The organism is Kribbella amoyensis (genome assembly GCF_007828865.1).
GTDB classification, from domain to species: Bacteria; Actinomycetota; Actinomycetes; order Propionibacteriales; family Kribbellaceae; genus Kribbella; species Kribbella amoyensis.
Map to the genome: position 1 here is coordinate 876,680 of NZ_VIVK01000001.1, position 24,880 is coordinate 901,559.

Here is a 24,880-nt window from a genome sequence, read left to right on the forward strand (position 1 = left end):
GTACTGCGCCGCTCACCCGCCGCCCAGTCCACCGCAATCCTCGGGCTGGGTACGCGAGCACGCTCGCGGGTGTGGTTGAGCCTGCGGCTCAGAAGCTGAGCAGACCGGTCAGGACCGCGCCGGCGTCCGGCGTCGACGGGTCCGGGATCTGGTGCTTCCTGTCTGATGCACGCTGTGGATCGGATCAGGCGGAGTGGTTGCGGCCTAGGGCTGACATAGGTTCTCGGCCTGGGGGTTGGGTCGGTCGGGGCAGCAGGGGTTTGCGTTTCTTGATCGGGCGGGTGACCGGGTTGCCGGCTGTGACGGTGACTTCTTCGCCGTCGTGGCTCAAGGTGATGGCAGCATCCGGGCCGTCGTGGACGGTGTACGTCGCGTGCCGGTGGTGGATCTCGACGCGGAGCCGTACTCCCCGCCAGCGCAGGGAGAACGCCAGCTGGGTCATGCCGTCCGGGAGTGCCGGCTGGAAGCAGAGGTGGCCGCTTCGTTCGCGGAGACCGCCGAATCCGGCCACCAGGGCTGTCCACGCTCCCGCGAGGGACGCCATGTGGAGGCCGTCGCCGGTGTTGTGGTGCAGGTCGAGCAGGTCGATCAACGCGGCTTCGTACGCGTAGTCGTAGGCCAGGTCGAGGTGACCGACCTCGGCCGCCATCACCGCCTGGACGCAGGCCGACAGGGACGAGTCGCGGACCGTCAGGCGTTCGTAGTAGTCGAAGTTGCGGGCCTTCTCCTCCGGGGTGAACGCCTCGCTGCACCAGTACGTGGCCAGCATCAGGTCGGCCTGCTTGATCACCTGCTTGCGGTACAGCTCGAAGTACGGCGCGTGCAGCATCAGCGGGTACCGGTCGCGCCAGGCCTCGAAGTCCCATTCGGCGTACCCGGTGAAGCCCTCGGACTGCGGGTGGACTCCGAGCTCCTTGTCGTACGGGATGTGGACCGCGCCGGCCGCGTCCCGCCAGGTGGCCTCCTCCTCCATGTCCACGCCCAGCGCCCGCGCCTTCGCCATGTGCCGCGAGGTGGCGTCGGCGGCGGCGCGGAGGTTGCGCGCGGCCATCAGATTGGTGAAGACGTTGTCGTCGGCAACCGCGCTGTACTCGTCCGGGCCGGTCACGCCGGGCAGGTGCCAGCGGCCGTACCGGTCGTGATGGCCGAGCGAGATCCACAGCCGGGCCGTCTCGACCAGGAGTTCGAGGCCGACCTCCTCCATGAAGTCGGTGTCGTCCGTGGCCAGGTAGTACCGGACCACCGCGTCGGCGATGTCGGCGTTCAGGTGGAACGCCGCGGTCCCGGCCGGCCAGTACCCCGAGCACTCCGGACCGCGGATCGTCCGCCACGGGAACGCGGCCCCGCGGAGGCCGAGCACGGCCGCGCGTTCCTTCGCCTCGGGCAGGATCGAGTGCCGCCAGCGCAGCGCGTCGGCCGCCGCGTCCGGCATCGTGTACGTGAGCACCGGCAGGACGAAGCCCTCGGTGTCCCAGAAGGTGTGGCCGTCGTACCCGGCGCCGGTCAGCCCCTTCGACGGGATCGCCCGCCGCTCGGCCCGTGCTCCCGCCTGCAGCACGTGGAACAACGCGAACCGGACCGCCTGCTGCAACTCGGGATGCCCGTGCACCTCGACGTCGGCGGCGTCCCAGAAGTCGGCGAGGAACGTCTGCTGCTGCTTGACCAGCCCGTCCCACCCGGAGAACTTCGCGCTCGCCAGCGCGGCCGCGACCTGGTCGCTGATCGCCGTCTCCGAGCGCAGACTGGACCACCCGTACGCGACCAGCTTCGTCACCCGCAGCTTCTCGCCGGGCTGGAGCTCGCAGATCACCGTGGTCCGGGCCCAGTCGTCGCGGACATCGACGTCCAGCTCGTACCGGGTCGTCGTGTCCACCTGGTGCGTCATCCCCGCGGCCATCAGCAACTCGCTGGCCCGGGTCTTGTGGAGCAGCACCACCTCTTCGTGGTCGCTGTCGTGCGAGACGGCCTGGAGCGGGTTCTGCAGGACGGCGGCGACGCGGGGATCGTCGGACAACCGCGGCTGGGTCTCGTTCGCGACCAGCTCGGACTGGACCACGAACCGGGCCGGCTGGTCGACCGCCTCGACCACGTACTCGATCGCGGCGACGGCTCGCTGGGTCAGCGAGACGAGCCGGCGGGACCGGACCTTGACCCGTTTGCCGCCCGGCGAGGTCCACTCGACGTCGCGCTGCAGGATGCCCTCGCGGAAGTCGATCGACCGTTCGTGGGTGTGCAGCTGCCCGTACCGGACGTCGAACGGCGAGTCGTCCACGAGCAGCCGGATCAGCTTGCCGTTGGTGACGTCGACGAGGGTCTGGCCGGATTCGGGGTACCCGTAGCCCGCCTCGGCGTACGGCAGCGGGCGGCGTTCGTAGAAGGAGTTCAGGTAGCTGCCCGGGATGCCGAACGGCTCGCCCTCGTCCAGGTTGCCGCGCAGGCCGATGTGCCCGTTCGCCAACGCGAACAGGGATTCCGACTGGGCCAGCTTGTCCAGGTCGAGCTCGGTCTCGCGGAGCCGCCAGGGGTCGATCGGGTGGTGTCCGCGGTCGATCATCGGCCCGCCTCCGCGTCCTCGTCGAGCAGTTCGGCCAGGTCCTGCACGACGACGTCGGCGCCGTGTTCCTTCAGTTCGGCGGCCTGACCGACCCGGTCGACACCGACGACGTACCCGAACTCGCCGCTCCGGCCCGCCTCGACCCCGGCCAGCGCGTCCTCGAACACGACCGCCTCCGCGGGCTCCAGCCCGAACCGGCGAGCCGCGGCCAGGAACGTGTCGGGCGCCGGCTTGCCGTGCAGGTGCTCCTGCTGGATCGTCACGCCGTCCACCCGCTCCTCGACGTACTGCGCGAGACCGGTGACCTCGAGGACCTCCTGGGTGTTCGCGCTGGACGACACCACGGCACGGCGGAGTCCGGCGCGTCGGGCGGCCTCCAGGTACCGCCGGGATCCCTCGAACACCTTGACGCCGTCGGTCCGGATCCGGCGGAGAACGACCTCGTTCTTGCGGTTGCCGAGACCGTTGACGGTCAGATGTGCGGGTGGATCGCCCGGTTCGCCCTCGGGGAGCTCGATGTGCCGGCTGGCGAGGAAGTCGCGCACACCGTCCATCCGGGGTTTGCCGTCGACGTACCGGTCGTACTCGTCCCGGGCGTCGAACGGGACGAACGGCTCACCGTGCTGGTCGGCCCAGGTCCGCAGGAAGTCGTCGAACATCTCCTTCCACGCGGCCGCGTGCACAGCAGCGGTGTCGGTCAGAACCCCGTCCAGGTCGAACAGACAGGCCCTGATCCGCTCGGGCAGTCCCAGCATTGCTCACCTTCCCCGATCGGCACTGTTTCCGGTTGGGCGGTGATTCAGCCTAGGGCATGTCTCCTTGCCCCGCGCAGTCGCGAGCAGGTGCTCGGTGCGGTAGCTCGGCGTGCGGGAGGGAAGGCGTCGATGCTGGTGCATCGTCGTCTTTGCTCCCGTGCGGCGAGGTGCCGTGCCGAGTGCCGCGCAGCACGCGCGGGGCAAGGAGACATGCCCTACGGTCATGCCTGGTTACATCAGACGAGGTGCCACTTCCAGGCGAAGGCGCCGACGGAGAGGACCAGGTAGAGCAGGACCAGGAGGACCCCGAGCCCCGGGCGCGGGCGGGCGCGGCGTACGGGCTGGTCGGCGGCGGCTCTGCGGGCGGCCTCGATCACGCCTGCGACGTACGGCGAGCGGTCCTTGGTGATGCCGTTGATCTCGTTCTCGTCCTGGCCGGTGGTCAGCACGACGAACCCCTCACCGGCCTCGACCCGGTCCACGTCCTGCCAAGCCAGGCTGCGCACCAGCAGACTCGTCCGGGCCTTCAAGGCGGTCGCGGTCACCTCGACCCGGTACAACACGACCCCACCGGCCACCCGCACGACGGAAGCCCCGATGATCGTGAACAACGCGACGGCGAGCAGATCCCGCCCACCCATCCACAACCACGTGTTCAGCAGCGGCACCGCCACGAAAGGCACCAAGAACAAACCCCAAGCCCACCAAGGCGCCCGATCCAACGGCACCCGCCAAGGCAATCCGGGCAGTTGCTCAGCAGGCACGTCCTCGACCGCCCGCGGTACAGCGGCACCAGACGCACCCGATCGATTACCCATGGGCGGGACCATAGTTCGACTCATCCCTTGTCCGAGCAGGAAACGGCGGCGACCACCATAGCGCTTGGACCGCCGCCGCGGTTACCCGGCCGTATCGCGTAGTTACTCGGCGGCGAGGGCTCGGGAGCGGTTTCGGGCTGCTTCTATGGCGCTGAGGAAGGCTGCTCGGACTTTGTGGTCCTCGAGTTCGCGGATGGCGGCTGCTGTGGTGCCGCCCGGGGAGGTGACTCTTTCGCGGAGGACGGTGGGGTGCTCGCCGGTTTCGCGGAGGAGTTTGGCGGAGCCGACGACGGTCTGGACGACCAGGTCGGTGGCGGTCGAGCGGGGCAGGCCCATGTGGACGCCGGCCTCGATCATCGACTCGACCACGAAGAACAGGTACGCCGGACCGGAGCCGGAGATCGCGGTCACCGCGTCCTGCTGCTTCTCCGGGACGCGGACGACCCGGCCGGTCGCGGCGAGCAGGCTCTCGGCCAGTACCAGGTGGCTCTCGTCGCAGTGCGCGCCGCGGGAGATCGCGGCCATGCCCTCGTCGACCAGGGCCGGGGTGTTCGGCATCACCCGGACCACGGCGACGCCCTCGGGCAGCCGGGACTCGACGAACCCGGTGGTGATGCCGGCCGCGAGCGACACCACGGTCTGCTCCGGCCGGACCGCCGGGGTGATCTCGGCGAGCAGCTCCGGCATGTCCTGCGGCTTCACGACGAGCATCAACGTGTCCGCGCGCTTGGCCGCTTCGAGATTCGTCACCACGTCCACGCCGTACCGCTCGCGCAGTTCCGTGGCGCGTTCCTCCCGGCGCTCGGTGATGAGCAGCTCGTCCGGACGCCGCCCGGCCCGTAACAGCCCGGACAGCAGGGTCTCGCCCATCACACCGGCTCCGAGGATGGCCACCTGACTAGTCATGGCCTCAGGTTATCGGGGTGACCACCAGGTGCTGATCGAGATTGGTCGATATCCGGGACGGCAGCGGCCCGCCGGGCGCACCTTGGTGGTCCGATCATCGCTACCAGCGAAAGGACACCGCCCATGTCCAGACTCACCCGCACCCTCGGCGCGCTCGCCGGGGCCGCAGTGCTCGTCGCCGGGACCGCCACGCTCGCCAGCGCGGCGCCGACCGGGTCCGTCGGCGACGGCAGCCCCACGGCGCCGGTGGCCGCGGTACCGGTCGCCAAGGCGTCCTCGTCGATGACCACGCTCGCCTCGCCGCCGGCCGCCTGCCGCCCGTACGTCGAGTCGGCGTACGCGCAGTCCTGCTACGAGTACGACGGCGACGACCAGTGGATCCGCGACCTGAACGCGAACGGCTGGCAGGCCGTCGTGCACGTCCAGACCAACTACGGCAAGAACCGGTACTGCGGGGCACTCCCGGCCGCGCAGGGCTGGGGCGAGTGCACGTACGACCACCGCGAGGACGGTTGTGTGCGGTTCCGGTTCTACGAACTGAAGGACGGCGTGACCCGGAACTGGACGGTGTTCAGCCCGTACTTCCACGCCTCCACCGGCACCCGCTGCTGACGTCAGTCCCGTCGGCGCCCTTTCGCGGGGGCGCCGGCGGTACGACGGCCCTCCGGCGTCCCCATCTCCACGAACAAGGCACTCGCCAGTCGCACGTGCTCGGCCCCGTCCTCGCCCCTCCGGTCCAGCGCCTCGGCCAGGCCACGGTGCGCCCGTGCGATCTCGTAGCGGTCCTCCAGCGAATCGGCTACCACCAGGGCGAGCCGGTGCTCCTCCAGTGCCTCGCCGAACCGCCCTGCCGCGCACAGCGACGCACCGAGGTCGTTGCGGATCTCGACCCCGAGCGAACGGTTGCCGGTGTCGATGGTGAGCTCGAGCGCCCTCTGCTGGTACTCGACGGCCGCCGACGGGTCGAACTCGGCGAGCCGGATCCGGCCGAGCAGGTTGAGGCTGTCGCTCTCCCCCGACCGGAACCCGAGCCGCCGTGACAACGCCAGCGCGGCCACCCCGTACTCCGTGGCCTTCGGCAAGCAGCCGAGGTGCTCGTGCGCGATGCCCACGTTGGTCAGCGCGTACGCCTCCTCGAACGTGTTCTCGCCGAGCAACCGCGCGGTCTCCAGGCCCTGCGCGAACTCGGCCAGCGCCTCGGCGTACCGGCCGATCCTCAGCAGGCCCCAGCCGAGTCCGCCGCGGGTCGTGCTCGCGCTGGAGATCAGCGTCTCGCCCTCCTCCTCGAGGATCGCGAGCGCCTGCCGGTAGCAGTCGATCGCCTCCGGGTAGCGGCCGAGCCGAAAGTGGCCGAGGGCAACGTTGCCGAGGCACTTGCCGGTTCCGACCCGGTTGCCGGTCCGGCGGGTCAGTTCGAGCGCCCGCTGGTAGCAGTCCCGGCCGTCGGCGTACCGGCCGAGTCGCCAGTACACGCAGCCGAGGTTGTTCCAGGCGCGGCTCAACGCGGTGTCGTCGTCCGCCACGGCGACCGCGCAGTCGTGCATCAGCTCGGCCTCGCGGAAGTACCCCGACGTGTCCAGGTAGTAGTGCACGACCGTGGAGATGTCGGTGACCGGACCGGGGCGTCCGCTGTCGGCCGCGGCGCGCACCACGGCGACCAGGTTGGCGCGTTCGGCGTCCAGCCACGCCTTCGCCTCTTCCCTGGTCTCGACAGGCGGGTAGCCGGTCCCGGGGTTCACCACCATGACCCGATGGCTTCCCTCGTGCGGCGCGTACCCGGCGGCCGCCTGCGCCGCGGTCCAGCGGTAGTGGTCGAGCAACCTCGTCAACGCCTCCCGGCGCAGGCTGCCCGGATCCTCGTCGCGGGACCGGTCGGCGGCGAACACGCGGACCAGGTCGTGCAGGACGAACCGCCCGGGCGCCCCCGGCTGGACCAGGCTCGCCCGCACCAGCTCGGCGAGATCGTGCAGCACCTCCTCGCGGGACTGCGCGGACAAGGCGGCAGCGGCGTACGAGTCGAAGTCGCGGCCGGGATGGAGGGCGAGCAGACGAAGGAGTTGCCGGCGTTCGGACGGCAGCGCCTCGTACGACAACGCGAGCGCGGGCTCGACACCACCGTCGAGGCGGAGCCGTTCGCGGTGTTCGGTGAGGCGCTCCAGGTGGTCGCGCAGGGACCAGTCGGCCGACTCGGTCACCCGGCCGGCCACCACGGCGAGGGCGAGCGGCAGGTGACCGACGAGCCGGGCGATGCGGGCCGCGGTCACCGGGTCGTCGGCGATCGCCCGCTCACCGACGACGCCGCTCAGCAACTCCAGCGACTCCCCCGGACTGAACACGTCGAGCGCGAGTGACCGGACGTCCGGCGGGCCGCACAGCTGGTACCGGCTCGTCACCAGCGTGACGCAGTGCGGGCTCGCGGAGAGCAGCGGCCAGACCTGGTCCTCGGTCGCCGCGTTGTCGAGCAGGACGATCGCCTTCCGGTCGGCCATCAGCTGCCGGAACCGGCGAACCCGGCCGGCGAGATCGAGGCAGTGCACCTGACTCCCCGGAACACCCAGCCGGCGCAGGAATCCGTCCAGCACAGCGGCGGGATCGGCGGGCGGCCGCTGCGGATCGAAGCCGCGCAGGTCCACCGCCAACTGCAGTTCGTTGCCCAGTCCCGCGTCGAGCAGCCGATGCGCGACGTACCGCGCGAGCTGGGTCTTGCCGACCCCGGCCATCCCGCCGAGCACGAACTGCGTCGTCCCCGATTCGCAGGCCGCGAGCAGGTCGGCGACCTCGGCGGACCGGCCGACGAACAACGCCGGTGCGGCCGGGATGCTGTCGGTCACGCTGACGATCGCGGCGTCCGCGGCCCGGCCGACGACCACCTGATGAGCCTGCCGCCACGGCGCGACGAGGGACTCGTCCTGCAGCAACACGGCCGCGATGTCGACCACGAGCTCGACGTCCAGCCGACTGCGCTGCGGCTGCAGACAGCGGTACACGGTGTTGTACGCGGGCAGTTCCGCCGTACCGCGCTGCCGCCGCGCCGCGAGCACGCGACGGTGGATCTCGCGGTACGACACACCGGACCAGTTGTGCAGCGCTCGGAGCCGCGCGGCCAACTCGTCGACGGTGCGCGCTCCGCCTGGTTCCGGTGGTGCTGTTCTCCCCGTTCGCCCCACTGCCCCTCCCCTGACACGACCGACGCCGTCGCACGTGCCTGATCGAGTTTGGTCGAGATCGGCGACACCGGCAACGCGAACCAGCAGGGTCGTGGTCGTACCAAGCTCGGAAACGAGGAGCCGGCACCCGCGGATTGGGGTGCTCTCGACTCACACGTCGCCGTCCCGTCCGACGCGCGGGGGAACGTGTGCGACCGGCCGGTCCGGACCCACCCCCATGGGCCCGGCCCGGCCGGTCTTCGGTTCAGGCCAGGCCCCGCGTCGGATCAGGAGTTGCCGCGGTCGCAGGCGACGCCGTCGCCGTTCCGGTCGAGGTCTCTGGAGTACCCCGGCTCGCCGCGCCGCAGCGGCGCCTTGCCCGCGGCCCGCGCCTCGGCACAGCTCCTGAACGCCACCGCCTCCGTCACCCGGACCGGCGTCGCGGTCGGCGCGGTTGACAGCGTCGGGGTCGGCGTCAACGCCTCGCGTCTGCGCGGCGTGGGCGTCGGCGTCGGACTGATCGAGGTCCGCGTCGGCGTAGGCGTGACGGTGACCGTCTCGGCGGGCGTCGGCGCCACCGAGCTGTCCTCCTCGACCGGTACGTCAGCGCCGATCCCCGGCGGCGCGGCGTCGAGCGTCGGCCGCGAACCGGCGACCGGATCGCCGGCCCCGAACGGCGTGGTGATCACCAGCACGGCCAGCAGCACCGCCGCCGCGGCCACGACGCCGATCGGCCAGACCCGCGGACCGCCGTACCGGCCGATCGGTCCACGGACCGGATATCTGTTCTCGTCCACCCAGAACGCCCACGCGACCGGCGCCGCCGGCCAGCTCGGATCGGGTGCCCAACCCTTCGGCGGTCGCCACCGAACACTCGGCGGCTCCGGCCAGCCAGGCGGCGTGTGAAAACGCCTCACGACCTCTTCCCCCCTTGGAAGTTGCTCACCGGGGAGCTTAGGTCACGACCGCCTCGGCCGGGACCTTCAGGCGGCGGTTTGCAGCTTCCTGCCCCGGGGCTACTTCTTGCTGACCAGGGACCGGGCGAAGAACTGCAGGTTGGCGGGCCGCTCGGCGAGGCGGCGCACCAGGTAGCCGTACCAGTCCTCGCCGTACGGGATGTAGACGCGGACGGTGTTGCCCTCGCGGGCCAGCCGGAGCTGCTCCTCGGGGCGGATGCCGAACAGCATCTGGTACTCGTAGCTGTCGTGGGCGCGGCGGGCCCGGTCCGCGAGCGAACCGGCGATCGCGATCAGCCGCGGGTCGTGCGACGCGATCATCGGGTACCCGTCGCCGTTCATCAGGACCTTCAGGGCCCGCACGTACGCCTTGTCGACGGCGCGCTTGTCCTGGTACGCGACCGACTCGGGCTCCTTGTACGCGCCCTTGCACAGCCGCACCCGCGACCCGGCGTACGCGAGATCGACGCAGTCGGCCTCGGTACGGCGCAGGTACGCCTGCAGCACGGCCCCGGTCTCCGGGAAGTCCTGCCGTAGTTCGCGCAGGATGCCCAGGGTGGAGTCGGTGGTGGTGTGGTCCTCCATGTCCAGGGTGACCGTGGTGCCGGCGTTACGGGCGGCCAGGCAGATGGTGCGGGCGTTCTCCAGGGCGATCTTCTCGCCGTCGCCGGGCAGCGCCTGGCCGACCGCGGAGAGCTTGACCGAGACCTCGGCGTTCGCGGTCAGACCGGCCTCGGCGAGCTGCTTGAGCAGTTCCAGGTACGCATCGGCGGTGGCGGTCGCCGCGGCCAGGTCGGTGGTGTCCTCACCGAGATGGTCGAGGGTGACCTGCAGCCCGTTGCTGACCAGCTTCTCGGTGGCCAGCACGGCCTCCGGCGCGGTCTCGCCGGCCACGAACCGCGCGACGATGCCACTGGACACCGGCAGGGACGAGACGGCCTTCTTGATCTGGGGACTGCGGGACACGCCCAGCAGGATTCGCCGAAGCACTACGCGTTCCTCCTCCTCGCCACCCGGCCGCACTGCCAGGGGTGTCAGCAGGCTACGCGCCTGGACGCGACCGCCCTAATCGTGTGGCCCGGACCACACCAGTCGCCCCACTGGTCCGCGCCAGCCCAGCATCGGACACCCACCCCGGCCACCACAAGCGACCGGCCGGATCCGAGTGTCGGGACGCACTCGGCCAGGCGTGCACCGATGACGGGAGAGGATGCGGGGATGCGCAGCCTGCGACGGTGGCGGGGACGGGGATCGGGGGATCCGATCGAGGCTTTCTGGCAGTGGTGGGCCAACGACGGCGGGACCGCGTTGGCCGAGTCGATCGCCCGGCAGGATCCGCACGCGATCAGCGCCGTGCTCGCCGACCACGTGCACCGGATCGACAAGGCGCTGGACTGGGAACTCGGCCCGGGACTGCACGCCCAGCACGCCCTCGTCGTCACCGCGGCCGGCGATCCCGCGGTCCGTGCGGTCGCCCGGCGGTGGCTGCGCGCGGCACCGCCGTCCGACTGGCTCTGGGAGTACGCCGACCTGCGACGCCCGGCGCCCACCTTCACGCTGCGGTTCACGGGACTGCCGGCGGTCGAGATCGACGCGGCCTGGGTGACCGCCGTCCCGGACGACTCGGCCGCGGCCGTCCATGTCGGGGTGCACCACCCGGTGTTCCTGGACCTGCCCGAGGACGCGCGTCGCCGGATCACGTTCCTGCTGCTCGACCTCACCCTCGGCGAGGAGATGGTGGAGACCTGGGTCGGTGCCGTCGAGGTACTCCCCGACCGGCCGGCCGACGCCGTCCCGATCCGCGACCTGCTCCCCGCCGTCGCCGCCTTCGCCGCGCAGTTCACGACCGAGGACGGGGATCCCACCTGGCGGCTGCTGGAGGGCGAGCAGGACGGGCAACGACTGATCGCGAGTACGGAGGTACCGCTGCGGTCGATCCGGTTGCCGCATCTCGACACCCATGTCGGCATCGCGGTCGGGTACCGGTCGGTCCGCGACGACGGGCTGCCCGAGACCGACATGCTCGACCACCTGCGCGCGCTCGAGGACCACCTCACCAACCGGCTGGGCGATTCCGGCCGGCTGCTCGCGCACGAGACGTTCGGTGGCACCCGGACCCTGCACTTCTACGTCGACGGCACCACGCCCGCCGCCTCGCAGTTGCGGGCCGCACTCGGCGGTTGGTCGCACGGCCCGATCGAGGTCCGCTCGTCCAGCGATCCGGCCTGGCGCAACGTGCGCCACCTGGCCGGCTGAGACGAGGGCTCAGGCGGTCCGTCGTCTGAGGGTCGCCGCTCCCAGTGCCAAGGCGGCGACGACGAACGCGACCACGACCAACGCGTCCACCCCGGCCCCCTGGCCGAAACCGTTGCCCGCAGCAACACCGACCACCGCGTCCACGGCGTACGAGAGTGGCAGCACGTCCGAGATCGCGTGCAGGACGCCGGGCAGCTGGTCGCGTGGGAGGAACAGCCCGCAGAGCAGCAGCTGCGGGATCATCACGGCCGGCATCAGCTGGACCGCCTGGAACTCGGTCGCCGCGAACGCGCTCGCGAACAACCCGAGCGCGGTCCCGAGGACGCCGTCGAGCACCGCGACAACGCCCAGCTGCCAAGCGGGTCCGCGGATGTCGAGGTCGAGCGCGTACAGCGAGATCGACACGACCACGGCCGCCTGGACCACGGCGATCACCGCGAACGCGAGCGCGTACCCGAGCAGGAAGTCCAGCTTCGCCATCGGCAACGTGAACAGCCGCGACAGCGTCCCGCTGGACCGTTCGCGCAGGGTGGCGACCGAGGTGACGATGAACATGATGATCGCCGGGAACACCGCGAGCAGCGGACCGCCGATCCGGTCGAAGGTGGCCGGCGAGTCGGTGAACATCCACCACATCAGGCTGACCAGCAGGGCCGGCAACACGATCAGCATCGCGACGGTCCGGTGGTCGCGGCGCAACTGCGCGACCACCCGGGCCGCGACGGCGAAGGTGACGCGGAGAGTCATCGGGTCCTCGCCTTCCGCTCGATCAGGGTGAGGAACGCCTGCTCGATGTCCACCGCACCGGCCGCGTCGAGCAACGCGTCCGGGGTGTCGTCGGCGAGCAGGTCGCCGTCCCGCAACAACAACAGGCGATCGCATCGGCTCGCCTCGTCCATCACGTGGCTGGAGACGAGCAAGGTCGCGCCGTCGTCGGCGAGCCGGTGGAACAGGTCCCACAGGTCGCGCCGGAGGACGGGATCGAGGCCGACCGTCGGTTCGTCCAGCACCAGCAACTCGGGGCTCCCGAGCAACGCGGCCGCGAGCGAGGCCCTGGATCGTTGCCCACCCGACAACCGGTCGACCCGGGCATCGGCGTGACTGCGCAGGTCCACCGCGTCGATCACGCGGTCCACGTCGGCGGCGCCGACCCCGAGGACGGCCGCGAAGAAGCGCAGGTTCTCGGTCACCGTCAGATCGCCGTACACGCTGGGCTCCTGCGTCACGTACCCGATCCGGCCGCGCAGCCCGGGCGTACCGGCCGGGGACCCGAGGACCTGGACGTCCCCGGTCACCTTCGCCTGCAGCCCCGCGATCGCGCGGATCAGCGTCGTCTTGCCGCAGCCCGACGGCCCGAGCAACCCGGTCACGGACCCGGTCCGCAGCCCGAAGGTGATCCCGTGCAGGACCTCCCGGTCACCGCGGACCACGACGACGTCCCGGCACTCGACGGCGTTTTTCACCACGTGATGAATTTAGCCGCCAGGACACCGACCAGCATCGCCGTCAGCCGCGGCCGGCCGTCCGGCGACTCCGGGAAGGTGGCCGCGCCGCTTGGTGGTCACGGGTTGAGCTCCGACACCTCGCCGTCGCTGGTCACCGCGAAGGCCGAGCGGCGGGGTGCGTCGTCGGTCCGGGCGAAGTGCTTGCGGGTGAACTCGAGCGACTCGATCAGGTCCACCTCGCGCTCGGACCGGCTGGCGGCTCGGCGGGTGTTGATCTCGATGATGATGTGGCCGCGGAAGTCTCCTGCGGCCAGGCCCTGCAGCAGGTCGGCGGCGCGCTGGGTCCCCCGCCCCGGGACCAGGTGCTCGTCCTTGGCCGAACCGGTGCCGTCGGTGAGGTGGATGTGGGTCAGGCTGGCGCCCATCGTCGCGGCCAGCTCGACGCAGTCCTGCTCGGCGGTGGACGAGTGGGACAGGTCCAGCGTGGTGTGCGCGTAGGTCTGCTCGGTCGGGTCCCAGCTCGGCGCGTACGCCTGCAGGCCCTTGCCCGGCGCGCGCCACGGGTACATGTTCTCGACCGCGAAGATCACCCCGGTCTCGGCCTCCAGCCGGGCGATCCCCTCGACGAAACCGCGGGCGTAGTCACGCTGCCAGCGGAACGGCGGGTGCACCACGACGACGTCGGCGCCGAGCTCCTTGGCGGCCTCCGCGCTGCGCTCGAGCTTGCCCCACGGATCGGTCCCCCAGACCCGCTGGGTGATCAGCAGGCAGGGCGCGTGGATCGCCAGCACCGGCAGCTGGTGGTACTCGACCAGCCGCTTGATCGCGTCGATCTGGGTACTCAGCGGGTCGATCCCGACCATCACCTCGACCCCGTCGTAGCCGAGCCGGGACGCGAGTTCGAACCCGCTGGCCGTCGACTCGGGGTAGACGGACGCGGTGGACAGGCCGATCTTCGCGGCCGTGCTGCTGGTCATCGGGGCTTGCCTTCGCGCTGGTTCATCGGGGTTGCAACTGGTCCAGCCGGGACAGGATGACGCCTTCGCGCAGCGCCCACGGGCAGACCTCGAGCGACCCGAGGTCGAACAGGTCCATCACGGCGTCCGCGACCAGGGCCCCCGCGACCAACTGGCTGGACCGGCCGACCGAGACGCCGGGCAGGTCGGCGCGCTCGGCGGCGGTCATCTTGATCAGCTTCGGCAGCCACTCGGCCAGGTCCTCGCGCCGCAGCCCTCGCGGGACATACGGGCCGTCGTCGGACGGCGCCGCACCGCAGATCCGGGCGAGCGAGCGGAACGTCTTGCTGGTCGCCACCGCGCGCTGCGGCCGGCCCGCGCGCAGGACGTCGCCCGCGACCGCGGCCATCTCCTGACGGATCCGCTTCCGCAGGGCGCGGACCTCGTCCTTGTCGGGCGGGTCGGTGGTGAGCCCCTCCCGGGTCAGCCGGCCGGCGCCCAGCGGGACCGAGACGGCCACCGTCGGCTCCTCGTCCGACCCGGCCGCGATCTCCAGCGAGCCGCCGCCGATGTCGAACACCGCGAGCCGGCCCGACGACCAGCCGAACCACCGCCGGACGGCGAGGAACGTCAGCCGCGCCTCGTCCTGCCCGGTCAGCACGGTCAGGTCGATCACGGTCTCCTTGCCGACCCGCTCCAGCACCTGCTCGCCGTTCGGCGCCTCGCGCAGCGCGGAGGTGGCGAACGCGAGCACCGACTCGCAGCCCTTGTCCTCGGCCAGGTCGGCCGCCTCCTGGACGAACTCGACCAGCCCGTCGGCCCCGGACCGGTCGATGTTGCCGTCCTGGTCCAGGTGCTCGGCCAGCCGCAACTCGGTCTTGTGCGAGTACGCCGGCAGCGGCGCGGCACCACGGTGCGCGTCCACCACGAGCAGGTGGACGGTGTTGGATCCCACGTCGAGTACGCCGAGCCGCATACCCTCACGCTACTGGACGACGGTGCATGCCTCGTCCGGCGCGGTTCCGTCTTCCCGGGGATTTGAGGCGTCACCTACCGCCCGGCAGGCAAACTCGTTCCGCTCTCCGGGGCCCGCCGCGGTTCGGAAGGCGGCAGGGGGCGCGTACGCTTTTCGGGTGCCTGAGGTTTCTCTCGATTTCCCCCGTGCCTGGGTCGAGTTCGTCGACCCCGACGATCCCGACCAGGTGTTCCGCTGCGACCTGACCTGGCTGACGTCGAACTGGACCTGCATCTTCGGCGGCGGCTGCCGCGGGATCTACAAGGGCCGCCCGAACGACGGCTGCTGCACGCTCGGCGCGCACTTCTCCGACGAAGACGACGAGAAGCGCGTGAAGGGGTACGTCAAGCAGCTCGGCAAGGAGGACTGGCAGTTCCGCAAGGAGGGCAGGTCCAACGGCTGGGTGGAGACCGACGAGGACGGTGACCGCAAGACCCGGGTCTGGGAGGGCGCCTGCATCTTCCTGAACCGGCCCGGGTTCTCCGGCGGCGCCGGGTGTGCGCTGCACGGGCTCGCGCTGAAGCGGGGCGTGCACTTCGTCGAGACCAAGCCGGACGTGTGCTGGCAGCTGCCGATCCGCCGCACCTTCCGCGAGGTCGAGCGGCCGGACGGCACGTCGTACACCGAGGTGGGGATCGGCGAGTACGACCGGCGCGGCTGGGGTCCGGGTGGGCACGACCTGGACTGGTACTGCACCGGGAACACCGAGGCCCACATCGGCGTCGAGGCGGTCTTCGAGTCGAGCAAGGTCGAGCTGCAGACGCTGATGGGCCTCAAGGCGTACGACGTCCTCGCCGAGTACTGCCGCCGCCACCTGGAAGCGGCCCGCCCGTTGCTGCCGCACCCCGCCTCGAAGCAGTAGCCCGTTGCCCTGAGCAAGTTTCAGGGCTCGACCAGGCCGTCCCAGGACCAGCGCGGGATCGTCATGCCTTGCGGGACCTGGTCGCGGGAGCCGTGGTACTTCGCCATCGTGACCGTGGTGGCCCAGCTGAAGTAGTCGTGGAGTACCGCGCGGAGCCGGTCGTCGGTGCCCAAGCCGGTGTCGGTGAGAGCCTGGTCGAAGCAGGCGATCGCGAGCCGGTCCATCTCCTCGTGCGGCCCGTTGCCGCTGTGGATGCGGACCACCGAGGTCTCGTCGCCGTACACCTCCGAGTACGCCGCGGGCCCGCCGAGCGCCTCGGTCCAGTACGCGGCCAGCCGTTCGGTGTGGTCCGGCCGGAATCCGTGACTGAACGCGTGGCTGACCACCTCGTCGGCCATCACCCGCTCGTGCCAGGCGTGCGCCAGCCGCAGCATTCCGTCCGCCCCACCCGCCGCTTCGTAAACCGTCGCCATCTCCTCAGGCTGGCAGAACCGCGCGACGGCGCCAAGACCGCCGGGACGACACCCTGAGGCAGCGCGTCCGGATCGTTGGTACCACAATGGCTGACATGCGCTTGGATCATCTTTCGTACGCGGCCGGGCCCGACGGCTACCGCGCCACCGTCGACCGGTTGTCCGCGCTGCTGGGGGCGGACTTCGTCGACGGCGGCGTGCACCCCCGCTTCGGCACGGTGAACCACATCCTGCCGCTGGAGAACGACCGCTACATCGAGGTCGTCGACGTGCTCGACCACCCGGCGTCCGACAAGGCCCCGTTCGGCCAGGCGGTCCGGGCGCGCAAGGAGCTCGGTGGCGGCTGGCTCGGCTGGGTGGTCGCGGTCCGGGACATGGAGCGGATGGAGCGGCGCCTCGGCCGGGAGGCGGTCCCCGGTAACCGGCACCGCCCCGACGGCGTCAACCTGACCTGGCGCCAGATCGGCGTCAAGGGCCTGATCTCCGACCCCCAGCTGCCCTTCTTCGTGCACTGGGACGACCTCGGCCAGCACCCGTCCGTCGGTGGCAAGGGGCTGCGCCTGACCGCCCTCGAGATCGCCGGCGACCCGACCCGGGTCAGCGACTGGCTCGGCCACCCGGCCGATCACCTCCTCGACGACCTCGAGGTCGACTGGGTCGGCCCCAACGGCCAGCCCGGCCTGGTCGCCGCCGTCTTCGAAACCCCGAACGGCACCGTCCGGCTGTGATTTTCCGTTGCTGTTGACAACTAGTACTTAGAGTTGTTCGAGGTCCACGAGCGCGGTCTCCAGGTCTTGGAGGAGGCGTTGGAGATGCGGGACCGTGCGGCGGCAGCCGGTCAGGCCGAAGTGGACCTGACGGTCGTAGGTGGTGACGCTGATGTTGAGGGCCTGGCCGTTGAGGACGACCGAGGCCGGGTACATGCCGAGAACGCGGGCGCCGTTCCAGTACAGCGGGCCGTTGCCTGGGCCGGGGACGTTGGAGATGACCACGTTGTACGGCGGGGGTGTGCGGCCGGCCAGCGCCGGTACGACGGCCGCGGGTCCGGCGGCGCCGAGGCCGAGGGCGCCGATCATCAGGTTCTGCAGCGGGGTCAGTTGGGAGAGCACCCGCTTGCCGTAGGCGGTCGAGTCCGTGATGCGGCGGATGCGCTGCTCCGGATCGGACTCGTCAGTGGCCAGGTCGGCGATCAGGGTCGCCAGCGCATTGCCACCGCCGGGCGCGTCCTGATCGCCCGTCCGCAGCGAGACCGGCACCATCGCGGTCATCGGCTGGTCCGGCAGGGCGCCGAGGTCCAGCAGGTAGTTGCGCAAGGCACCTGAACACATCGCCAGCAGCACGTCGTTGAGCGTCGCACCGGTGGACGCGCGGACCTTCTCCAGCCGCTCTTTCGGCCAGGACTGGGCCGCAAACCGCCGGGCGCCGGTGATCGGCCCGTTCAGGATCGTCATCGGCGCCTGGAACGCGACCGGCGAATGCTCGGACCGGACCGCGTGCCACGCGCTCTTCAACCCGACCGGGGTCAGCCCGACCAGATCGGACAGCACCCGCCAGGTCCCGCCGGCCGCGCGACCACCCGTGCGGGCCAGTTCGGACCACACGGCCGCCTTCTCCTCGGCGACCACGTCCGCGGGTGCGTCGAGCGGCGGCAGGGCGTACGTCGGGGGCATGCCGGTCCGGTTCGGGTCGTCGGTCAGCGTGGCCTGCATCCAGCGCAGCGCGGTCACGCCGTCGATCATCGAGTGGTGCACCTTGTGGTAGATCGCGAACCGGCGGCCCTCGATCCCGTCGATCAGGTGCATCTCCCACAGCGGCCGATGCCGGTCGAGCAGGGTCCCGTGCAACCGCGAGGTCAGTTCGAACAGCTCCCGGTACCGTCCCGGCCGGGCCAGTCCGGACAGCCGCACGTGGTACTCGAGGTCGATCTCCTCGTCCGGCTCCCACGACCAGTACCCGAGCTCGCGGACCCGGTTGCGGACGCGTTGCGCGAAGAGCGGGTTCACCTGCTGCTGCTCGACGATCTCGCGGTAGAGCGTGGCCACGTAGTCGCGGTCGGTGCCGTCGGGGAACACGTGATCGCGGCCGGCGCTGTCGGGGACCTCGAGCAGCATCAAGCCACCGACGTGCATCGGCTGCTCCCGCGTCTCACCGAGCAGGAACATCGCGTCCAACGGCCCCACCGCGGTCATCCGGCCTCCCTGGCTCGCCGCCCATCCTCACAAGCCCGCGGTACCTGACGAAAGGGGGTGGCGGCACTGACGATCGGCAGTGACCGCGGACAGTGGTCGATTCCTAGGTTCACAGGTATGAAGCTCATCGCCTGTACTACAGCTCTCGTGCTGACCGCCGCACTCGGCGTCACCGCAGCAGCTCTGCCGTCCACCGCCGCTCCGGCGACCACGGCCTCCATCCGAACCGAGGCCGCGGTCAGCCTGCCCGTGCCGTCCGGCCGATTGCCCGTCGGCCTCGACCGGTTCGAGCTGGTCGACCGCTCCCGCACCGATCCGTGGGTGCCCGCGTCCGGATCACGCCGGTTGATGGTGTCGGTCTGGTATCCGGCCCTGCCCACGCCCGGCGAGCCCGCGCCGTACCTGACCGAGGCCGAGGCCAAGGGTCTGGTGGACTTCCGGCAACTCCCGCTGGACCCGAAGGCGATCGCCGGTGTCCGCGGCGTCGCGAAGACCGGCACCCCGATCCGGCCGGCACTGCACCGGTACCCGCTGGTCGTGCTCTCCCCCGGCTTCACCCTGCCGGTCGCGACCCTGACGAGCCTCGCGCAGGACCTGGCGAGCAAGGGGTACGTCGTCGCCGGGATCGACCACGCGTACGAGTCCAGCGGTACCGAATTCCCGGACGGCACCGTGAAGAGTTGCGTGGCCTGCGAGGTCGGCGAGGCGGAACAGGTCCCGCCGATCCGGGCCGCCGATGTGTCGTTCGTGCTGGACCACCTGGTCGGTCCGAAGCCGGGGTGGCGCGGCAGCCGGTGGATCGACGCCCGCCGGATCGGGATGGCGGGTCACTCGATCGGCGGGAACTCGGCCGCGGACGCGATGGTCGCGGATCCGCGGATCGACGCCGGGGTGAACCTGGACGGCACCTTCTTCACGCCGCTCCCCTCGACCGGAGTGCGGAAGCCGTTCCTCCTGGTCGGCGCACCGGGCACGCACACTCCGGGCGACGAGGTGGACCGGTCGTGGGACGACAGCTGGAACCTGCTGACCGGGTACCGGCGGTGGTTCGTGCTGCCGGAGACAGGGCATCTGTCGTTCACCGACTTCGCCCCGCTGGCCAAGCGCTTCGGGCTCCCGGCCGACCCGGAGGCGCCGCTCGACGGTGACCGCACGGACGAGGTCACCCGCGCGCTGGTCACCGGGTTCCTCGACCACCACCTCCGGGGCCTGCCGTCAGCGCCGATCCTCGACGGCGCCGACCCGCGGTACCCGGAGGCGGTGCGGCAGACGCCTTAGTCGAGCGGGCGGTAGTCGAGGCCGAGCTTCTCGATCCGGCCGAGGTGGGGGCGCAGCCGGTCGAGGAACTCGGGGTACGACGTCCGCGGCGAGCCCCAGGCGCGCTCGGCGAACGCGGACAGCCGCGGCAGCAGCATGTACGCGACCTGCTCCGGGCCCTCCATGTACTCGGTCCAGATCTGGCACTGGGTCCCGACGATGCGGGCCTGCTCCTCCTCGGTCAGGCCCGCCGGGACCACCTCGAAGTCGTACACCTTCTCCAGCGGGATGAAGCCGCCGATCGCCAGCGGCTCGGTCGCCGGATCGCCCTGGTAGTAGTCGAAGTAGACCGACTCGCAGGGCGCCATCACCACGTCGTGGCCGGCCTTCGCCGCGATCTCGCCGCGGTCGGCGCCGCGCCAGGCCATGATCACCGCGTCCTTCGGGCAGTCGGTCTCGACCATCTCGTCCCAGCCGACCAGCCGGCGGCCGTCCTCGGCGAGCACGGACGCGACCTGCGCGGTGAACCAGCCCTGCAGCTGGCTCGCCTCGGTCAGGCCGAGCTCGGCCTGCCGCTTCTGCGCCTCGTCGGACTCGCGCCACTGCTTGGCCGGGCACTCGTCGCCGCCGAGGTGGATGTACGGGCCGGGGAAGATCTCCAGCACCTCACGCAGCACGGTCCGGACGAAGTCCACGGTCGCGTCGTTCACGTTCAGCACGTCGTCGCTGATGCCCCAGATCTGCCGGACGCCGATCGGCTCGTCCGGGTGGTTGCCCAGCTCCGGGTACGCCGCGACGGCCGCCTGCATGTGCCCGGGCAGGTCGATCTCGGGCACGATCGTGATCCCGCGCTCGGCCGCGTACGCGACGATCTCGCGCAGGTCGTCCTTGGTGTAGAAGCCGCCGTGCCGCTGTCCGTCGAAGCTGAACTCGGTCTGCTCGTGCGACATCTTGCCGACCATCGTCTGGTCCCGCCACGCACCGATCTCGGTGAGCTTCGGGTACGCGTCGATCTCGACCCGCCAGCCCTGGTCGTCGGTGAGGTGCAGGTGCAGCACGTTCAGCCGGTGCAGGGCGGCCACGTCGACGATCCGGAGCACGAACTCCTTCGGCAGGAAGTGCCGCGCGACGTCGAGCATCAGCCCGCGCCAGCCGAACCGCGGCGCGTCGGCGATCCGGACCGCGGGCACCGCGACGGCACCGTCCTCGGCCGGCTCCGCCGCGTCGAGCAGCTGCAGGAACGTCTGGTCGGCCCACAGCAGCGCCTCCGCCGACCCGGCCGACAGCCGCGCACCCTCCGCGGTCACGTCGATCCGGTACTCGGTCTCGGCGAGGTTCTCCACCACCGTCCGGACGGCCTCGGTGCCCGGGTCGGCGGTGACCCAGCGGCCTTCCTCGACGACGAGCTCACGGGGTGCGGGGACGATCGCGATTTCGGGCATCCGGACTCCAAGGGGGTCGATGAGAGCGCAGCCACAGTCGGAGTGACCTTACAAGCGGTGGCCGAGCGGGGAACAGGTCTGGTCCACGCTCCGAACTGTTCGCAATCCGCACTGTGGAAACACTGCCGCGCAGTCTGACCGCTCACAAAGCGGCTGCCGGGGAAGGGATCCAATGAGAAGGTGAGCGGGTGACGACCGAACCCACCGACCGCCGGCCCCAGGACACGACCGCCGATCCGTCCACCCCCGGTTCGCCGGCCACCGGCTCGTCGGCGCGGGCGGTGCAGCGGACGACGTTGCGGGTGCTGGTGCTCAGCAACGTCGTCGGTGGGGTCGCGGTGGCCAGTGGGTTCGCGGTCGCGGGCTTGCTGGCGGAGAGCATCTCCGGATCCACCTCGCTGGCCGGCCTGGTCGCCACTTCGACGACGCTGGGCGCGGCGATCCTCGCGGTCCCGCTGGCTCGGCTGGCCCGGAGTCACGGCCGCCGGATCTCGCTCACCACCGGGTACCTGATCGCGGTCGCGGGCGCGTTACTCAGCATCGTCGCCGCGCAGCTCGACTCGATGGCGTTGCTGCTCGTCGCGGGTTGTCTGTTCGGCAGCGGCTCGGCCGCGAACCTGCAGTCCCGGTACGCCGCCACCGACGCGGCCGACCCGCAACACGTCGCCCGGGCGCTGTCGATCGTGGTCTGGGCGACCACCATCGGCGTCGTGGTCGGCCCGAACCTCACCGGGATCGGCGGCACCGTCGGCACGAACCTCGGCGTCCCGGCGCTGGCCGGGCCGTACGTGTTCTCGGTGGTCGCGTTCGGGTTGAGCCTGGTCACGGTGTGGTTCGGGCTGCGCCGGCTGCACCAGGAGACGCCGCGGGCCAAGGTCGAACGGCAACCGCTGGCCGCGACGTTCCGCCGGGTGATGGCGATCCCGCAGGCCCGGCTGGGACTGGTGGCGATCGCGACCGCGCACTCGGTGATGGTCGGGGTGATGTCGATGACGTCGGTGCACCTGCGCCACCACGGTGCCTCGCTGACGATCGTGGGCTTCGTGATCAGCGGACACGTCGCCGGGATGTACGCGCTGTCGCCGGTGATGGGCTGGCTGGCCGACCGGATCGGCCGGATCCCCACCATCGGGATCGGGCTGGCGATCCTGGCGTCCGCGATGACGGTCGCGGCTGTCGCCCCCGACGAGGCGCACAGCCTGACCGGCCTGGCGTTGTTCCTGCTCGGACTCGGCTGGTCGGCGTGCCTGGTGGCCGGCTCGACGCTGCTGTCCCGGAGCGTTCCCGACGACATCCGCACCTCGGCCCAGGGACTGTCCGACCTCACCATGGGCGCGTTCGCCTCGGTCGCCGGAACCGCGGCCGGCCCGGTCCTCGCGTACCTCGGCTTTCACTGGCTGGCCGTCCTCTGCGGCCTCCTGCTCATCCCCGTCGCGTTGCTCGCGGCAACAACCCCTCAACGCACGTAACCGACCGTCCGCGGTCGCCCGCGAGTACGCTGGCGGGGTTGTCCGGGCCGGGTGGTTCGCGAGCTGGAGGTGCCGGTGGTGAGGACGGCCAGGAAGCTGACGCCGAAGGGGGTCGCGACGCGGGAGCGGATCGTCCAGGGCGCGGCCGAGTTGCTGCGGGAGCGGGGGATCGAGGGGACGACGCTGGACGACGTCGGGCGGGTCACGCGGACGAGCCGGAGCCAGTTGTTCCACTACTTCCCCGACGGCCGGAACGCGTTGCTGCTCGCGGTCGCCGAGCACGAGGCCGATCGGGTGATCGAGGACCAGCAGCCGTATCTCGGCCAGTTGTCGACCTTCCGGTCCTGGCTGGACTGGCGGGACGTGGTCGTCGAGCGGTACCGCGCACTCGGCGACACCTGCCCGCTCGGTGCGCTCCTGCAGCAGCTCGGCCGGGACGATCCGGCCAGCCGCCCGATGGTGCGCACGATGATGGCGAACTGGGCGGCCGCACTCGCCGACGGCATCCGGCGGACCCAGGCCCTCGGTGAAGCGCCGGCCGATCTCGACGCCGACCAGGCGGCCACCGCGTTGCTGGCCGGCCTGCAGGGCGGGGTCGTGCTGATGCTGTCCACCGGTGAGACCAAGCACCTCGAAGCCGCCCTCGACCTCGGCCTCCGCCAGCTCCGCCCTCCCGACTGACCGCGGCGGCCGATCCACCGGACCGGCCGCCGCGCTCGGCGCTGATCCGCCGCGCCGGGACAGGATCGCGATCAGGCCGCCGGGGCGTCGTACCAGCCGCCGTCGACCCGCAGCGTCGCGCCGGTGATGTAGGCGGAGACCGGGCTGGCCAGGTACGCCACGGCGGCCGCGACCTCGTGCAGCCGGGCGATCCGGCCGGTGTCGTTCGGCGCGAGGTGCTGGACCAGGGTCGGCTCGATCTCGTCCCAGGTGTCGCCCCAGCCCTGGGACCGGCCGAGCGCGGTGAGGTTCTTCTCGCCGGTCTCGGTCAGCATGCCGCCGGGGGCGATCAGGTTCGAGGTGATGCCGGTGCCCTTGAGCTCGCGGGCCAGCGACGCGGCGAGGTTCTGCCGGGCCGCGTTGGTCGCCGCGTAGTGCGGCTGGGACGCCTGCGGCAGCAGCCCGGTCACACTGCCGATCTGGATCACCCGGCCCCAGTCGCGGTTCCGCATGCCGGGGAGCAGCCGCTCGATCAGCCGGACACTGGACAGCACGTTGAGGTTGTAGAGACCGGCCCAGTCGTCGGCCGTGAGATCCGACCAGGAGCGGCTGACGTCGTACGCGCCGGCATTGTTGACCAGTACGTCCACCGGGCCGCCCTCGAGCGCCAGCTTCGCCACCGCGGCCGCGCCCTCGTCCGTGGTCAGGTCGCCGACCACGCCGTCCGCGCTACCGCCCGCGGCGACGATCTCCGCGGTCACCTTGCCGACCCTGGCCTCGTCGCGGCCGTGCACCACGACCGCTGCGCCCTCCTCGGCGAGCAGCTTGGCCACCGCCGCACCCAGGCCCGCACTCGACCCCGTCACCAGGGCCCGCCGGCCAGTCAACCCGAGATCCATCTCGTCACTTCCTTGTCGTCTGTTTTTTGGACCGTCGGGTTCAGTTTGCGCCGGAGAAAATGGACTTCCAAGTCCACTTTTTCCCCACCGCCGGACCGGTCGCTACCCTCGGCCCGTGAGCATCGCCGAGGGCGGGATCCCCAGCCCGAACATCTGGCACCACCCGCAGACCTACGAGCTGGAGAACCGCGCGGTCGACCCCGGCGGCGTGATCGAGCCGGCCCTGCGGGCGATCCGGGACTGGGCCGGCAGCACCGTGCTCGACCTCGGCTGCGGCACCGGGTACCACCTGCCGATGTTCGCGGCGACCGCGGCGCGGGTGATCGGGGTCGAGCCGCACGGCACCCTGGCCGAGGCGGCCCGGCGGCGGACGCGGAACCTGCCGGCCGTCGACGTCCGCCAGGGCACGGCGCAGCAGATCCCCGTGCCGGACGCCTCGATCGACGTGATGCACGCGCGCTGGGCGTACTTCTTCGGCCCCGGCTGCGAACCAGGGCTGGCCGAGCTGGACCGGGTGATGCGGCGCGGCGGGACCGCCTTCGTGATCGACAACGATGCCGGCCGGTCGACGTTCGGGGGCTGGTTCGCCGCGGCGTACCCGATGATCAAGCCGGCCGAGGTGGAACGCTTCTGGTCGTCGCGCGGGTGGCACCGGACCCAGCTGGACATGGGCTGGCGGTTCGAGGCGCGCGAGGACTTCGAGGCGGTGGTGCGGATCGAGTTCAAGCCGGCCGACGCCGAGCGGATCATCGCCTCGCATCCGGGCACCGAGGTCGACTACGCGATCAACCTGTGGTCCCGGACGTACTGACACGCTGTCAC

The 24,880-nt window shown here is 71.2% G+C and carries 23 protein-coding genes; 8 read left to right on the plus strand and 15 right to left on the minus strand.

Annotated features, from left to right (window positions below):
* Positions 1 to 184: 184 nt before the first annotated feature.
* From FB561_RS04225 to proC, 4 genes are all read right to left on the minus strand, one after another.
* Entirely contained in the window at positions 185 to 2,554 is a 2,370-nt protein-coding gene (locus FB561_RS04225; protein ID WP_145803207.1) for a glycoside hydrolase family 65 protein, read from the minus strand.
* Positions 2,551 to 3,309, minus strand: coding sequence for a beta-phosphoglucomutase family hydrolase (locus FB561_RS04230; protein ID WP_145803209.1), 759 nt, complete (start codon positions 3,307 to 3,309; stop codon positions 2,551 to 2,553). Before FB561_RS04230 ends, FB561_RS04225 begins: the two co-directional genes overlap by 4 nt.
* Before the next feature lie 236 nt (positions 3,310 to 3,545).
* Positions 3,546 to 3,992, minus strand: a complete 447-nt coding sequence (locus FB561_RS04235) for a hypothetical protein (protein WP_238334643.1) — start codon at positions 3,990 to 3,992, stop codon at positions 3,546 to 3,548.
* Between the two features lie 237 nt (positions 3,993 to 4,229).
* Positions 4,230 to 5,033: a pyrroline-5-carboxylate reductase gene (proC, locus tag FB561_RS04240; RefSeq protein WP_145803213.1), complete on the minus strand. Its 804-nt coding sequence runs from the start codon at positions 5,031 to 5,033 to the stop codon at positions 4,230 to 4,232.
* A gap of 123 nt (positions 5,034 to 5,156) precedes the next feature.
* Between proC and FB561_RS04245 the strand changes: the two genes are divergently transcribed.
* Positions 5,157 to 5,645, plus strand: a complete 489-nt coding sequence (locus FB561_RS04245) for a hypothetical protein (RefSeq protein ID WP_145803215.1) — start codon at positions 5,157 to 5,159, stop codon at positions 5,643 to 5,645.
* A 2-nt stretch (positions 5,646 to 5,647) separates the two neighbouring features.
* Here the strand turns inward: FB561_RS04245 and FB561_RS04250 are convergent, their stop codons facing one another.
* From FB561_RS04250 to FB561_RS04260, 3 genes are all read right to left on the minus strand, one after another.
* Positions 5,648 to 8,140 carry a tetratricopeptide repeat protein gene (locus tag FB561_RS04250; protein ID WP_145803217.1) on the minus strand — a complete coding sequence of 831 codons (2,493 nt, stop codon included), beginning with the start codon at positions 8,138 to 8,140 and terminating at the stop codon, positions 5,648 to 5,650.
* Positions 8,141 to 8,466: 326 nt separating this feature from the next.
* Positions 8,467 to 8,976: an excalibur calcium-binding domain-containing protein gene (locus tag FB561_RS38495; protein WP_238334644.1), complete on the minus strand. Its 510-nt coding sequence runs from the start codon at positions 8,974 to 8,976 to the stop codon at positions 8,467 to 8,469.
* Between the two features lie 219 nt (positions 8,977 to 9,195).
* Entirely contained in the window at positions 9,196 to 10,125 is a 930-nt protein-coding gene (locus tag FB561_RS04260) for a proline dehydrogenase family protein (protein ID WP_145803219.1), read from the minus strand.
* A 228-nt stretch (positions 10,126 to 10,353) separates the two neighbouring features.
* Between FB561_RS04260 and FB561_RS04265 the strand changes: the two genes are divergently transcribed.
* Positions 10,354 to 11,391: a DUF695 domain-containing protein gene (locus FB561_RS04265; protein ID WP_170284573.1), complete on the plus strand. Its 1,038-nt coding sequence runs from the start codon at positions 10,354 to 10,356 to the stop codon at positions 11,389 to 11,391.
* Positions 11,392 to 11,400: 9 nt separating this feature from the next.
* On the opposite strand, the gene FB561_RS04270 is transcribed toward FB561_RS04265, so the two are convergent.
* The 4 genes from FB561_RS04270 to FB561_RS04285 all read right to left on the minus strand — a co-directional run bounded on the left by FB561_RS04270 (position 11,401) and on the right by FB561_RS04285 (position 14,768).
* The gene (locus FB561_RS04270) at positions 11,401 to 12,138 is read right to left on the minus strand and encodes an ABC transporter permease (RefSeq protein WP_145803221.1); all 738 of its coding nucleotides are present in this window, start codon (positions 12,136 to 12,138) and stop codon (positions 11,401 to 11,403) included.
* Entirely contained in the window at positions 12,135 to 12,857 is a 723-nt protein-coding gene (locus FB561_RS04275; RefSeq protein ID WP_145803223.1) for an ABC transporter ATP-binding protein, read from the minus strand. The genes FB561_RS04270 and FB561_RS04275 overlap by 4 nt, the downstream gene beginning before the upstream one ends.
* 95 nt (positions 12,858 to 12,952) lie before the next feature.
* Positions 12,953 to 13,813, minus strand: a complete 861-nt coding sequence (locus FB561_RS04280) for a sugar phosphate isomerase/epimerase family protein (protein ID WP_145803225.1) — start codon at positions 13,811 to 13,813, stop codon at positions 12,953 to 12,955.
* A 22-nt stretch (positions 13,814 to 13,835) separates the two neighbouring features.
* On the minus strand, positions 13,836 to 14,768 hold the full coding sequence (locus tag FB561_RS04285) for a Ppx/GppA family phosphatase (RefSeq protein WP_145803227.1): 933 nt from the start codon (positions 14,766 to 14,768) through the stop codon (positions 13,836 to 13,838).
* A 157-nt stretch (positions 14,769 to 14,925) separates the two neighbouring features.
* Here FB561_RS04285 and FB561_RS04290 point away from each other — a divergent pair, with 157 nt between their 5' ends.
* Positions 14,926 to 15,669 (plus strand): DUF3109 family protein, encoded by a 744-nt coding sequence (locus FB561_RS04290; protein ID WP_145803229.1) that lies wholly within the window; start codon positions 14,926 to 14,928, stop codon positions 15,667 to 15,669.
* A 20-nt stretch (positions 15,670 to 15,689) separates the two neighbouring features.
* Here the strand turns inward: FB561_RS04290 and FB561_RS04295 are convergent, their stop codons facing one another.
* A complete protein-coding gene (locus FB561_RS04295; RefSeq protein WP_145803231.1) occupies positions 15,690 to 16,142 on the minus strand; it encodes a group II truncated hemoglobin in 453 nt (150 codons plus the stop codon).
* A 95-nt stretch (positions 16,143 to 16,237) separates the two neighbouring features.
* On the opposite strand from FB561_RS04295, the gene FB561_RS04300 reads away from it, so the two are divergent.
* Positions 16,238 to 16,870 carry a VOC family protein gene (locus FB561_RS04300; protein WP_145803233.1) on the plus strand — a complete coding sequence of 211 codons (633 nt, stop codon included), beginning with the start codon at positions 16,238 to 16,240 and terminating at the stop codon, positions 16,868 to 16,870.
* Positions 16,871 to 16,897: 27 nt separating this feature from the next.
* Here FB561_RS04300 and FB561_RS04305 read toward each other — a convergent pair whose 3' ends face one another.
* Entirely contained in the window at positions 16,898 to 18,331 is a 1,434-nt protein-coding gene (locus tag FB561_RS04305; protein WP_145803235.1) for a WS/DGAT/MGAT family O-acyltransferase, read from the minus strand.
* A gap of 117 nt (positions 18,332 to 18,448) precedes the next feature.
* On the opposite strand from FB561_RS04305, the gene FB561_RS04310 reads away from it, so the two are divergent.
* Positions 18,449 to 19,609: an alpha/beta hydrolase family protein gene (locus tag FB561_RS04310; protein ID WP_145803238.1), complete on the plus strand. Its 1,161-nt coding sequence runs from the start codon at positions 18,449 to 18,451 to the stop codon at positions 19,607 to 19,609.
* Here FB561_RS04310 and FB561_RS04315 read toward each other — a convergent pair.
* Complete coding sequence (locus FB561_RS04315; protein WP_145803240.1) at positions 19,606 to 21,030, minus strand: beta-N-acetylhexosaminidase; 1,425 nt, start codon at positions 21,028 to 21,030, stop codon at positions 19,606 to 19,608. The two genes, FB561_RS04310 and FB561_RS04315, sit on opposite strands and share 4 nt — an antisense overlap.
* Positions 21,031 to 21,218: 188 nt before the next feature.
* On the opposite strand from FB561_RS04315, the gene FB561_RS04320 reads away from it, so the two are divergent.
* Both FB561_RS04320 and FB561_RS04325 read left to right on the plus strand, forming a co-directional pair.
* The gene (locus FB561_RS04320) at positions 21,219 to 22,499 is read left to right on the plus strand and encodes an MFS transporter (protein WP_145803242.1); all 1,281 of its coding nucleotides are present in this window, start codon (positions 21,219 to 21,221) and stop codon (positions 22,497 to 22,499) included.
* Positions 22,500 to 22,577: 78 nt separating this feature from the next.
* On the plus strand, positions 22,578 to 23,180 hold the full coding sequence (locus FB561_RS04325; RefSeq protein WP_145803244.1) for a TetR/AcrR family transcriptional regulator: 603 nt from the start codon (positions 22,578 to 22,580) through the stop codon (positions 23,178 to 23,180).
* Positions 23,181 to 23,251: 71 nt separating this feature from the next.
* Here FB561_RS04325 and FB561_RS04330 read toward each other — a convergent pair whose 3' ends face one another.
* Positions 23,252 to 24,058: an SDR family NAD(P)-dependent oxidoreductase gene (locus tag FB561_RS04330; RefSeq protein WP_145803246.1), complete on the minus strand. Its 807-nt coding sequence runs from the start codon at positions 24,056 to 24,058 to the stop codon at positions 23,252 to 23,254.
* Positions 24,059 to 24,173: 115 nt separating this feature from the next.
* Between FB561_RS04330 and FB561_RS04335 the strand changes: the two genes are divergently transcribed.
* Entirely contained in the window at positions 24,174 to 24,869 is a 696-nt protein-coding gene (locus FB561_RS04335; RefSeq protein ID WP_145803248.1) for a class I SAM-dependent methyltransferase, read from the plus strand.
* The last annotated feature ends 11 nt before the right edge of the window (positions 24,870 to 24,880 follow it).